Source organism: Paenibacillus sp. MMS18-CY102 (assembly GCF_009789195.1).
Taxonomy (GTDB): Bacteria; Bacillota; Bacilli; order Paenibacillales; family Paenibacillaceae; genus Paenibacillus_T.
Genome location: NZ_WSTC01000026.1, coordinates 70,063 through 83,210, shown reverse-complemented (window position 1 = coordinate 83,210; position 13,148 = coordinate 70,063). Strand labels below are relative to the sequence as shown.

The window sequence follows — 13,148 nt, the reverse complement described above, 5'->3', positions numbered from 1 at the left end:
TCAGAAAGGCTTTTCCCGATTATTTTCCCGATCATCTTCTTCCGATTAAAATGGAAGGATGCCTGGCTAGTAGTACATTGCCAGCGGCGCAGAATTGACTTCTGCCGCTGTAAAAAGGCTTGGGACGACTCTACTTTAGTTAACAATCCCCCCCCCCCAATATTGATTCGATTTTGCTCCGTTTTCTGCTATGATGAGAACAGGATTTATCACCTCGATTTTTGACCGATTATGGCTCTAATGTCATGTGGGACAAGGGCTTGCGGGGGCTTTATTTGGGTGAAGCGTGAGCACAGTTTTTTTTTTTTTTTTTTTTTTCGTTCTACAGGGGTAGAAGTAACAAATCAAAAAGCTAGTGTGAATGATTTTGTAAAAAGAGGTACATACCATACATAACAAAAAAACCTTACTTTATTAAAGGAGTTTTTTGTTATGTATGCCTAATCATGTTCAGTTTAAATACCGTTCACGTGCCAGACTGCTCTTCGGTGACAAGCTCATCTAACCCTCTGATAAACAAGGCCTATAACTCCAGACTCAAATGTCTTGTTATCGATAAGTTTAAGATTGGCCTTCTCCTTGAGCCCTTGGAATAACGGCAATCCGCTGCCGATCAGGACGGGAGAAACTGTAATTTTATACTCATCGATCAAATCAAGCTGCATAAGGCAGTGTGCGAGCCTAGGGCTACCTAAGATGACGATATCCTCGCCTGGCCGCTGTTTGAGGTTCTTGATTTCTTCTTCGATATCTTCTTTCACCAGTCTGGAATTGTTCCATTCGACTTTCTCCAGTGTCGTTGAAAAAACGATTTTGGCTGTCTTTTCGATCCACGCAGCATGATCCCGTTCATGCTGCGAAGCTGATGGGTTCAAAGGCACAGATGGCCAGTAACCGTGCATCATTTGATAAGTCCCGCGTCCCCAAATGACAGTATCGGCAGTACTCAAAATTTCTTTCGCATGTTTCTCCAGTTCAGCATTGTAGGAAATCCAGCCAATGTCCATTGCACCGTTAGGCCCTTCTACAAAGCCGTCAAGCGATGCATGCAGAAATAGTACGAGTTTTCTCATATTCGTTTGTCCTCCGATTTCGAATTTTATTTTGTGTTCGATTTTTTTTGGTGTTAGCTCGCGTTGCATCCTGCTGTTACGATCATTATGGATCATTACGTTACGTAAGGTTCAAGAGGGGATCTGAATTTTTTATTAAGATAATGAAGATGATTTGATCGTGGGGGAGAGGAGTATAGATACAAAAAATAAGAAACACTCCTACAAGTTTAGAAGTGTTTCACATGTTGCATCTATTTGATACTTCTATAAACCGAAACGGCTTGCTTATTTTCTTTGCGGCATTAAGTGAAAAAAGAAAATCCCTTCCACAATTGAGAATAAATCAGTATGGGAGTGGTTTGGGTATCGGCGTTCAGTATTTAGCGTTGGATGTTTAGGGGAATGTACATGGTAAGGCTCTGTATCTGTTTGATAGTTCTCATCTTCGTGAGGCTCAGAATGATATTTACCCAATACCGTTATCCGATCAGAAGCTATCCAATCATAATGATACAGTTCAATTCTTTCTTGTTTAGTTAGAATTTCAGTTATATACAAGAGAGATCCATCTGAAAAGACAATGGTTGCTCGTTGAGCAAGGATTGAACTTAATTTTCCTGTGCTGTCGGTTTCCCGTATTTCTTGAATTGCATCACGAAATGCTTTTTGAATCTCTTTTAAATTGGACTTCGAATCGCCTATCATAGATCACCAATTTCTTTGAGAAGGTATTGCCACTCTTTCCCTTCCCGTCCCCATTGCCAATCTTCCGATTGATAAGGATCGCCTTTCGATTTTAAAACTTTTTGATACGTCCCCCCATAACGTTCTTCAAAAAAGGTAATCATTTTCACAATTTCTTTTATTCGTTCAATCTTATATTCTTGATCGCTCAAATCTATAGGCTGGTTGTTTTGATGGTATCGTTCTACGACCTCATATACAGGTGTTTTTTCACCTGTTGGAGAAACCCACATCACATTCTCTGAAATTCTGGCTTGTTTAAATCGATCCGTTCGTTCAACACCAATTAGTCTATCTGATGCAATCCATTTGTTAATCGTTGTAATGCTTACTCCGAAAAATTTTGCCAATTGGCCCGTTGTATAACTTTTAATTACTTCTTCCTCTTGCGCCACATTTATAACAATGCTCCAGCATTTCTTTAAGTCTTCTATTACAGCATGCTTGTTTTGGGTGTAGGAATGTTGTTCCAATAATTGTTTAACTTCTTCTTGCAATTCGACTTGCACCGGGGTTGTTTTCTTTAAAAAAGTGAACAGCACTTTTAGCACTATGCCTGCCTCACTTGGGTTTTCTTGGAGTGTATCTATAACGTCCTCAAATACTCTCCGATCTTCTTGAGAAATTGCCATATATTTCACCTCTCCCACCTCAACTCTATACTATCTTGTATTAAACTGCAACCAAAGTGAAGCACCTATTACAAGCATATACAAGAAATATTCGTTTTATTCTGAGTGAGGCAGGACAAATGCAAAAGAGAGTGGGTGAACTATTACTGCATGGCGGGGCGCTGGCAGAAGATTTCTGTTTGGCTCGTCAAACTATATTCGTACGAGGCAGTTGAAGGATTCTATTTATGATAGGCTTCCTTTTAGATTGAAGCTATGAATGAACATTCGTGAATAGTGAGGAACATGGGGTGATGTAAACCACCACCGCGCCCCGAGTTCACTTCTTTTTCTTCCTGAAAAAGCCCAAAAATACAACACAAATTAAAACAACGATTATGAAACCACTCAAATGATATCACCCCTATTTGAAAAATGATTGATGGACAGGTTGAATACGGAAGGACATGATGAGGAATTCGCAAAAAGGTTGACTCAATAGGAGTCAACCTCAAGCGCAAATTATCGAATATTTCCTATGGAATTTTTAGCGGTCTCGTGTCTAGTCTTCAAAACATTAGATTCTGCGAATGCTGATCCAGCGAAAACAGCAAATGATAGTGTTAAAACAAAGACAGTACAAGCAATCTTCTTCACACTACCCACCTCCTTTTAATGGATATTATACCACGGGTGTCTAATTCAACTGAATACAGAAGGGCAGGAGGATAGGGGGGAATCAGTATTCCCCAAGACGCCCCGCAAGGACAGCTGGACTACAGCTGCCTTGCGGGGCGTTGTTTTGTTGCCTTACCAATTAGAGAACAATCCCCACATTAATAAAACTATTTAATTTTTTACTACACTTCTAGAAAAATTCGTATAAATTCACATCATTTGCGTTGAATGCATCATGTTGAAAATCGATTGGAAATTATAAAGTAAGAATTGTAGTATGGCTATTTTTGGAATATGGTCCCGAATCACAAACGCCCGGAGCCTACCTATTTTGATAGAGGGGAGTAAGTGAATGAAGGCTATTTTGATGGCAGCCGGCCTGGGTACTAGATTGCTTCCTGTTACGGCGGAAATTCCGAAATGCATGGTGCCGATGAAAGGCGTTCCGCTTTTGGGATGGTGGCTGAAAAAATTACAGAAAGCTGGCATTACGGAGGTGATGATTAACTTACATCATCTTAAAGAGATCGTGGTTGACTATGTAAATTCCCAGGAGTGGGGATTAACGGTTCAATTTCTGCATGAAAAAACGCTTCTTGGCAGCCAAGGGACCTTGGAGGCATGCCGGCCTTATTTGCAGGGCGAGGCTTCTTTTTTAGTTATTTATGCGGATAATTTAACGGATATTGATTTGGGGCAGCTGAAGGAGCGCCATGCGAGCCACCAGCTAACCGGGACGATGGCGCTTTTCCGAAGCGAGAATCCACGTGCTTGCGGCATTGTGGGCCTTGATGCCGATCAGACAGTCGTGGCATTTGAGGAGAAGCCGTCCAATCCGCAATCTGATTTGGCTAACGCAGGCATTTATATGTTTAACGCCGATGTTTGGGCATATATCCACGCTGGCAAGCGTCCTTCCGATATTGGCCATGATTTGCTGCCTAGATTGGTTGGGCGGATGGGGAGCTTTTGCATTGAAGGATTTTTTATGGATATTGGAACGCCGGAATCATTGAATAAGGCTAGCAGGAGTTGGAGCTATGATTATTAGCAAAACACCGCTGAGGATCAGTTTTACAGGCGGGGGCACAGATATAAGCAGTTTCTACGGGACGTACGGCGGAGCTGTTATTAGTACGGCTATTAATAAATACATTTACGTGATGGTCAAAGAACGGCTAGACAAGAAGATTCGAGTTGTCGGTACAAGTTTGCAAGAGGCCGATCGCGTTGAAGAGATCGAACATGATCTGGTGAGGGAAGCACTGAAAATGACGGGGATTCGACACGGTGTGGAAATTATCATTTGGGCGGATATTCCCTCAGGCGGAACGGGGTTAGGTTCATCCAGCTCGCTGACGGTCGGCTTATTGCATGCGCTCTACGCCTATCAAGACCTGGTGGTTTCGCCTATGGTTCTTGCAGAGCAGGCTTGCAATATTGAAATTGATGTGCTTCAGCAGCCGATCGGCAAGCAGGACCAGTATGCAGCCGCTTTGGGCGGGTTGAGGCATTATACATTTGCAGCTGACGGGGACGTCTACACGGAGCGCATTCAGCTTAACGAAGAACAAAGGATGAACCTTGAAAGCAATTTGCTGCTCTTTTACACGGGAGTGACAAGGTCGGCTTCGGCTATCTTAAACAATCAAATGGAAAAGAAAGAACGCAATGCCAGCATGCTGCTGCAGATCAAAGAGCAATGTGTTGATTTGAAAGGCGAGTTGGAGCAAGGGAATCTTGCGTTCATGGGTACCGTTATGCATGCGGGCTGGGAATTGAAACGAAAGCTCGCTAACGGAATCACAAGTGAACGGATTGATGGCTGGTATGAAACGGCTATGAGGGCCGGGGCGGCCGGCGGCAAGGTGGCAGGCGCTGGCGGCGGTGGGTTTTTATTGTTTTATGCAGACGGCGAGACTCATCCTGCGTTGCGCCAAGCGCTGCCGCTTCAAGAGATGGCATTTGCATTCGATGATTGCGGCACAAGAATCATTGTGCACAACGATTGAGGAGAGCTGTATGACGACCGTATTTCTAGACAGGGATGGCGTTATAAACGAGAAAATCGAGAATGGCTATGTGACTTCCTGGGAGGAGTTTGCATGGATGCCTGGGGCGATTGGCGGGATCAAAAAATTGCATGAACGAGGCTGGAACATCATCGTCGTGACGAATCAAGCATGCGTAGGCAAACAGCTTGCGGAAATGCATGATATCGATGAGATTCATCGGCATATGCAGCTGGAGCTGCAGGCACAGGGGATATCGTTGACGCAAATTTACGTTTGCCCGCATACACCTGAAGCGAATTGTGCCTGCAGGAAGCCAAGGCCAGGCATGTTGCTTCAAGCGGCCCAAGACCATAATCTTCAGCTGCAACACTGCTATTTTGTAGGCGATTCTTGGACGGATATGCAGGCGGCTCAAGCTGTTCATTGTTATGGGATATTTGTACAAAACAGCGAAGCAGGAAACTGTGATGGCGAAAATGATCATCAGGTTCGCGCCCGCCATGTTTGCGCGACGGTTGATGAAGCGATTGACCATATTATTTTACAGGAGGGGCCCGTATAATGAGCCATTTTATAGAAAGTTATTTTCATGACGTATCCGATTCTTTGAAAACCATTGATGCCGGTTTGGTTAACGAATTAACCCAAGAAATCATTAACGTTTGGCTGCGGGAAGGCACCATTTATGTGATGGGCAACGGAGGAAGTGCGGCAACTGCCTCTCATTTTGCCTGCGACCTTAGCAAATTAACAATTTCATCGGGCAGAAGACGGATGAAGGCAGTGTCGATTTGCGACAATGTGCCGATATTGACGGCTTGGGCGAATGATACCCATTATGACAATGTTTTTGCGGAGCAATTGGTGCCTTTCCTTGAGCCCAAAGATCTGGTCATCGCCATATCGGCGAGCGGCAATTCCAAAAATGTAATGAAAGCGTTACAGTACGCTCGCACGGTTGGCGCGAAAACAGCCTCGATGTGCGGGTTTCAAGGCGGGGAAGCAAGCCGAATCACCGATTATCCCCTTATTACCTACAGCGATAGCATGCAGGTGATTGAGGATAGCCATTCCTTGCTGTGCCACGGCATTTCGCTTGATGTATGCCGGTTGTTGAAGGACGCGCAGCGTGAACAATTAACGATCCGTTGAACGGCAGCATAGCATCGCTAGATTCGTGAGCTGACAATGAACTGGAGGATGATTCGATGAAAATCTTGCTGGTACAAGCACTGGGTTATTTTGTTTCGTATAGCGGAGCGTGCAAAGCCAATCGCTTCCTGATGGAGGGGCTGGTGCGGCTTGGGCACGAGTGCCAAGTCATTACGGTCACGCCTAACGATAACGGGTTAAGGGATCATGAACGGTTTGCTGGCAAGTTGGCTTCCGGGGAAGTGGTTCGTGTGCATCTAGAAGAGCATTTGGAGATTTACGAGAGCAACGGCGTAAGCATTCATACCGTGCAGAGCTACGACTACTTGGAAGAATACGTTCAAGCGCGAGTAGAGGCGCTCGATCCCGATTGGGTGCTCGTTACGGAGGACCGCGTTCCAAGCGTGCTGAGAGCTGCGCTGCGCGCAGCGGCGGGTCGCGTAATCGAAATTGCGCATAGCCAGGTTGCATTGCCATTCGGGCCTGAAAGCTATGAATGCAACGACGAGCATTTTGAGTTGTTGCGCCAAACCACCGGCATTGTTGCTTCAAGCCAATACTTGAGCGATTACCTCTTGAAGTGGGGGCAGCTGGAATCGACCGTGTTTCCTTTCCCCGTACACGGGCTGGGACCGTTCGAGTACTATGCCAATTTCGATGACGGCTTCATTACGATGATTAATCCATCGGAAATTAAAGGCCTCCCGATCTTCATAGCATTAGCTAAACATTTCCCTGATTTAAAATTTGCAGCGGTTCCAACATGGGCTACTACTGCTAAGAACTTGCAGTTGCTTGAAGAGATGCCGAATATGACGATTCTGCCAAGGGTGGATGACATTGATGAGATTATTAAGCAAACCAAAATTCTAATCGTTCCCTCTTTGTGGGGAGAAGCTTTCGGCGCGGTCATCGTCGATGGCATGGTGCGCGGGGTGCCAGTCATAGCCAGCAAAGTTGGGGGCACGCCGGAAGCGAAGCTGGGGGTTGATTATCTTCTGCCTGTAAAACCAATTGTGCAATATGAAACTGCTGTGGATGAAAGGCTAATTCCGATTCCCGTCATTCCTGAACAGGATATGGGACCATGGTTCGATGCGTTGGCTCGATTGGCCTTGGACCGCACTCATTATGAAGAGATTTCCTATAAGTCCAAAAAGGCGGCGGAGGCGTTTGTAAACGGCATAGACCTCGGATGGTTTATAAACCATTTGTCCACGTTTTTAGAAAACGCATCAGGGGTGAAAAAATATTGAAACTGCAGGAACAGATAGGTCCACTTACGGAAAGTTTCTCTTTAACTCCTTCGCAACAAAGGATATGGCTAGCCGAAAAAATGTATAGCGGTACAGCGATCAACAACATTTGTTTGAGTTCTATGAAAGAAGGCCCCGTTGATTATAACGTTTTAGAAGAAGCTATCCATTCTTTTGTTCGACGAAACGAAGCGACTAGACTAGCGCTGGCCGAAGATAACGAATTGCCTAGGCAATTCGTTAGGCCGTACTCCCCTTTTCATGTGCCGTCTATGGATTTCAGTGAGTCTGCCAATGCTGAAGCAGAAGCGCAAGAATGGATGCATCAGCAAGCCCAAGTGCCTTTGCATGTGAAAGGTGCTTTATTTCAATTTTATTTTATAAAAGCTGGTGCGAATAAAGGGGGATTTTATTCGGTTTTTCACCATATCATTTCGGATGGCTGGTCCATATTAAACATGGTTAGAGAGATTTGGAAAACGTATGAGATTTTGCTTTTGAAAAACGAGGAGATCGCAGCAGAGAATAACCCGAGTTTTCTTCAAACGATTGACTCAGAAGCGAAATATACGCAGTCTTCACGGTTTGCTAGAGACAAGGAATTTTGGAATAGGCGATTTCAAGATGTATCTGCTGAGCAGTTGAGAAAAAATGGGGATGAAACGGAAGGCAAAAGAGTTGACTTCCTGTTAAGCCAAGAGCTGAGCGGCCGTATAAAAAGTTTTCTCACGGAACAGGGCTGTTCCATGCAGGCTCTACTTAACTCAGTAGCTGCCATATACTTCTATAAAACAGAGGGTGAAAACGGCTTAATTGTAGGGATGCCTGTATCAAACCGTATAGGGAAAAGGGAAAAAGAGATGTTTGGCATGTTTGCCTCGACCATTCCTTTCCGTTTGCAAATGAATGCTGATGGGAACATTCATGATCTCCTAAAACAAGCAAATAGCCAGTTATCCCAAAGCCTGGTTCATCAGAAATATCCCTATGAATGGCTTATTCAAGACTTGGAGCTCCACAAAAAAGGATTCGATGGGCTGTTTGATAAGTCAGTTAACGTTTATAACTTTAAACCGGTTACATATGTAGGCGGAGATGCAGTTGAGACGAACGAATATTATACGGGCAATCAGCTGTTTTCCTTACAAATGAAAGTGAATGATTGGAGAAGCGACGGCGCTTTAACGGTTTCTTTTGATTACAAGAAATCCGATTATGCGGATGCCCAGATTGAGCAGATGTGGACAAGCATGAATCGGATACTTACCCATATCCTTGATGCGCCAGAACGATGTGTTAACGATATTGAAATGATCGATCCGGTAGAAAAAGCAAAGATTCTTCATGGGTGGAATAATGCGTTTTCCGATTATCAGAGGGACAAGACGCTTCACCAGCTGTTCGAAGATCAGGTGGAGCGGACACCGGAAGCGATCGCGATTGTGTTGGGAAACCAGCGGCTTACGTACCGAGAGCTAAACGAAAGAGCGAACCGGCTGGCACGCAACTTGCAAAAACAAGGTGCCGGTGCGGATCAATTGGTAGCGATTATGGTGGATCGGTCGCTGGAAATGGTTGTTGGCGTGATGGGGATTCTGAAAGCAGGAGGAGCCTACGTTCCGGTCGATCCCACTTATCCAGCAGATCGTATTGCCTATATGCTGCAAGATAGCGGGGCGAAGCTGTTGTTGGCCCAACGTGGGCGCATGGCGGATGTACAATGTACAGCCCAGGTTGTCTATGTGGACGATCAGGCAAGCTATGATGAAGATGGCACGAATGTAAAGGCAGCAACCGGTCCGAACGGCCTTGCTTATGTCATCTACACCTCGGGCTCTACAGGAAAGCCTAAAGGCGTTATGATCGAGCATCGAAATGTGATCAATACGTTGAATTGGAAACAACAAATATGGAAGCTGAATGAACACCATCGGGTTGTATGCCCGTTATCGTTCGCTTTCGATGCCTTTGTTCCCGGATTATTTGTGCCATTGCTCTCAGGGGCAACGCATATCATGCTTCTTGATGAAGAAACAAAAAATCCGCAAAGTGTAGCCGAAGCGATCGCTTCCTATCAGGCCACGCACCTCATTATTGGCCCAAGCCTTCTATCGGCCGTACTGCCACAGCTTGATCCAGAAGGTGCCGAATCTTTGCGTTCTATCGTTCTAGGTGGAGAGGCACTGACATCGGAGCTAGCTGAACGGATTTATTCGGCATGCCGCGCTGTGGAAATCATCCATGAATACGGCCCTACAGAATCGAGCATCGTTGCGAGTGCGCTCAAGGTAGAACGCGGCATCCCAATAACGATTGGGCGCCCGATCGACAATACGAGAATTTATATTGTAAACACAGCAGGCCAAATGCAGCCTGTCGGAGTCGTAGGCGAACTATGCATTGCTGGAGAAGGGCTAGCGCGAGGCTATTTGAACCGACCAGAATTGACCGAAGAGAAATTTGTAGAAAACCCGTTCGCGCCAGGCGAGAAGATGTATCGCACAGGAGATTTAGCGCGCTGGATGCCAGATGGAACCATCGAATTTATCGGCCGAATGGACCATCAGGTGAAAATCCGTGGTTACCGGATTGAACTGGGAGAGATTGAAACGGCGCTGCTCACAATCCCCGTGATATGCGAAGCTGTTGTGCTGGCGAGAGTGGACCATACGGGCGACAAATATTTATGCGCTTATGTGGTTGCTGATTGCGAAGTTAGTGTCCAAGATATGAGAGCACATCTATCAAGGCATTTGTCGAGCTACATGATTCCAGCACAATTTGTTCAACTGAAGAAGATGCCATTGTCATCGAACGGAAAAATAGACCGCAAAGCGTTGGAGCAAATCGAACAATTCCTTTCGCTGGAAATCGCCTATGAAGCGCCGCGAAACGAACAAGAAACAATAATTGCTAGCATATGGCAAGAAGTGCTTGGGGTAGCGCGCATCGGCATTGACGATCACTTCCTTGAAAGAGGGGGCCATTCGCTTAAGGCGATGATGATGCTCTCGCGAGTAGAGAAGAAGCTAGGCATGCCGCTGTCACTTAGCCAATTTTTCAAAAGCCCAACGATCAGGGCGTGGGCGGAGCATCTGGCCAAGGCACAACATAATCAAACAGCACGTTATGTAGACATCGAACAGATTTCTGTTCAACAAGCGTACGCGGTGTCGCCAGCGCAAAAACGGATGTATTTGGTCAGCCAAATGGAAGGGGCGTCCCTCGGTTACAACATCCCGGAAGCATGGCGTATAGAAGGAAAGCTGGACTCGCTGCGCCTAGAGAAGGCATTGAAAGATTTGGCAGAACGCCATGAAAGTTTGCGCACTTCGTTCACATTGCTAGATGGAAGGCTAGTTCAACGAATAGAGGATGTCAGCTTCCCGCTGACCCATGAGTCTGCAACTGCTGAACAGCTTGAACAAATAAGCAGGGCCTTCATTCAACCATTTGATCTGGCACAAGCACCGTTATTCCGAGCCAAGATCGTCACGGAAAGCCCAACGATGCATTGGCTGTTGCTGGATATTCATCACATTATAGCTGATGGGATTTCGATGAACGTTTTGCTGGAAGACCTATGGTCCCTGTATCGTGGCGAACAGCTGCTGCCGCTTCGTGTGCAATATAAGGATTATGCCACATGGCAAAATCAAGAGCTGGGAAAACCGGCCCATCAATTGCACCGGCAATACTGGAATGACGTGATGCGTGGCGAATTGCCTGTATTGAACTTGCCGCTGGATCGCCCGCGCCCAGCTGTGCAGTCTTATGTAGGAAGCAAGGTCGTATTCCATACAGATGCTGCGTTGAAGGAGGGGCTGCTGCGGCTTGCTCAAGATACAGGATCGACGTTGTATATGGTGCTGCTGGCCGTGTACAACACGTTGCTTGCTAACTATACAGGACAAGCGGACTTGTTGGTCGGCACGCCTGTCGCTGGCAGAAATCATGCGGATGTCCACCGCATGGCAGGGATGTTTGTTAATACCGTGGTGATGAGGAATGCGCCGGAAGCAAACAAAACGTTCCGAGCGTTTTTGGAAGAAGTAAAGGCAAACGCACTGGCAGCATATGACCATCAGGACTATCCATTTGATGAGCTGGTCGAACAGCTCGGGCTTCCACGGGATATAAGCCGTAATCCGCTGTTTGATACGATGTTCACTCATCAGAATATGGAGATGGACCGAGCTGCATTAGAAGTCGATGGATTACAGATTCGAGCTGAAGCGGTTCCTTACGAGGTATCCAAGTTTGATTTAACCCTAACGGCAATAGAAGCAGGAGACCGGTTGGAGCTGGTGTTTGAGTACAGTACCGCGTTGTTTGAAAGAGAACGTATCCAGCGGATGGCGGGGCATCTGCTGGAATTGATGAGAGCAGCGGTTAGCGACCCCGAACAAGCCTTGCGGGCATTGAATATGCTCACAGCAATCGAGCGCAGCCAGTTGATCGAGCAATTCAATGATACAGCTGCAGACTATCCAAGGCATAAAACGATTCCCGAGCTGTTCGTGGAACAAGCAGGGAAGACGCCTGACGCGGTTGCAGTCGTATTTGAAAACGAGAAGCTAACCTATGGTGAACTGAACGAGAGAGCGAACCAGCTGGCGCGCACGTTGCGGCAACAAGGCGTCGGTACGGATCAATTAGTAGCGCTCATGGTGAATCGATCCATCGAAATGGTTGTCGGTGTGCTGGGCATTCTCAAAGCAGGTGGGGCGTATGTGCCGATTGACCCAACAAATCCGCTTGACCGCATTCAATACATGCTGGAGGATAGCGGGGCGAAGCTGCTGCTGACCCAGCGGGAATTGCATGCCGATATGACGTTTGCTGGAAACACGGTGTATTTGGATGAATCGGACAGCTATCACGAAGATGGCAGGAATGTCCATGAAGTGGCCAGACCGAACCATCTTGCTTATGTGATCTACACTTCCGGATCGACCGGCAAGCCAAAGGGCGTTATGGTGGAGCATCAGGCCGTCGTGAACCGCCTGCACTGGATGCAAGCGCAATATCCGCTCACTGCGGATGATCGGATCCTGCAAAAAACGACGTTCACTTTCGACGTATCCGTTTGGGAATTGATGCTGTGGATGTTCTCTGGTGCATCAATGGTGCTGCTTGCGCCCGGTGCAGAGAAAGATCCTGAGGCAATTGCCGAGGCCATCTGCATGTATGGGGCAACGGCGATGCATTTTGTGCCATCCATGCTAAGCGTATTTCTTGATACGCTAAGCGCTCGGCCTGATGCAGGGGGACAACTGCGAACGCTTCGTTACGTGTTTACGAGCGGTGAAGCGCTCCAGAGCCATCATGTGGAACGATTTAATCAATTGATTCCTAGGAATCAAACGCGGCTCATTAACTTGTATGGGCCGACGGAAGCTGCGATTGACGTCACCTACTATGATTGCCCGGAGCATGGGGAGATCGCATCCGTTCCCATCGGCAGGCCGATTGATAATATTCAGCTTTATATTGTAGGCGGCGATCATAGCCTGTAGCCGATCGGTGTAGCTGGTGAACTGTGCATTGCTGGGGTAGGGCTGGCCCGCGGCTACTTGAATCGCCCAGAACTCACCGCAGAGAAATTCGTGAATCACCCGTTCCTGCAAGGCGAGC

9 protein-coding genes are annotated in these 13,148 nt (G+C 46.6%); 6 read left to right on the top strand and 3 right to left on the bottom strand.

Annotation, left to right across the window (positions count from 1 at the left end):
• Positions 1-497: 497 nt before the first annotated feature.
• The 3 genes from GON22_RS18720 to GON22_RS18710 form a co-directional block, all read right to left on the bottom strand.
• Positions 498-1,073: a dihydrofolate reductase family protein gene (locus GON22_RS18720; RefSeq protein WP_160397633.1), complete on the bottom strand. Its 576-nt coding sequence runs from the start codon at positions 1,071-1,073 to the stop codon at positions 498-500.
• 267 nt (positions 1,074-1,340) lie between these two features.
• Positions 1,341-1,760: a toxin-antitoxin system TumE family protein gene (locus GON22_RS18715; RefSeq protein WP_160397632.1), complete on the bottom strand. Its 420-nt coding sequence runs from the start codon at positions 1,758-1,760 to the stop codon at positions 1,341-1,343.
• Positions 1,757-2,431 carry a hypothetical protein gene (locus tag GON22_RS18710; RefSeq protein ID WP_160397631.1) on the bottom strand — a complete coding sequence of 225 codons (675 nt, stop codon included), beginning with the start codon at positions 2,429-2,431 and terminating at the stop codon, positions 1,757-1,759. Before GON22_RS18710 ends, GON22_RS18715 begins: the two co-directional genes overlap by 4 nt.
• A 1,009-nt stretch (positions 2,432-3,440) precedes the next feature.
• On the opposite strand from GON22_RS18710, the gene GON22_RS18705 reads away from it, so the two are divergent.
• The 6 genes from GON22_RS18705 to GON22_RS18680 are packed head-to-tail and all read left to right on the top strand — an operon-like array spanning position 3,441 to position 13,030.
• Positions 3,441-4,139, top strand: a complete 699-nt coding sequence (locus GON22_RS18705) for a nucleotidyltransferase family protein (protein WP_160397630.1) — start codon at positions 3,441-3,443, stop codon at positions 4,137-4,139.
• Positions 4,129-5,100 carry a GHMP family kinase ATP-binding protein gene (locus GON22_RS18700; protein WP_160397629.1) on the top strand — a complete coding sequence of 324 codons (972 nt, stop codon included), beginning with the start codon at positions 4,129-4,131 and terminating at the stop codon, positions 5,098-5,100. Before GON22_RS18705 ends, GON22_RS18700 begins: the two co-directional genes overlap by 11 nt.
• Before the next feature lie 10 nt (positions 5,101-5,110).
• Entirely contained in the window at positions 5,111-5,665 is a 555-nt protein-coding gene (locus GON22_RS18695; RefSeq protein ID WP_160397628.1) for a D-glycero-alpha-D-manno-heptose-1,7-bisphosphate 7-phosphatase, read from the top strand.
• Positions 5,665-6,255 carry a D-sedoheptulose-7-phosphate isomerase gene (locus GON22_RS18690; protein WP_160397627.1) on the top strand — a complete coding sequence of 197 codons (591 nt, stop codon included), beginning with the start codon at positions 5,665-5,667 and terminating at the stop codon, positions 6,253-6,255. Before GON22_RS18695 ends, GON22_RS18690 begins: the two co-directional genes overlap by 1 nt.
• Before the next feature lie 56 nt (positions 6,256-6,311).
• The gene (locus GON22_RS18685; protein WP_160397626.1) at positions 6,312-7,511 is read left to right on the top strand and encodes a glycosyltransferase; all 1,200 of its coding nucleotides are present in this window, start codon (positions 6,312-6,314) and stop codon (positions 7,509-7,511) included.
• Entirely contained in the window at positions 7,508-13,030 is a 5,523-nt protein-coding gene (locus GON22_RS18680) for a non-ribosomal peptide synthetase (RefSeq protein WP_160397625.1), read from the top strand. The genes GON22_RS18685 and GON22_RS18680 overlap by 4 nt, the downstream gene beginning before the upstream one ends.
• Positions 13,031-13,148: the final 118 nt, after the last annotated feature.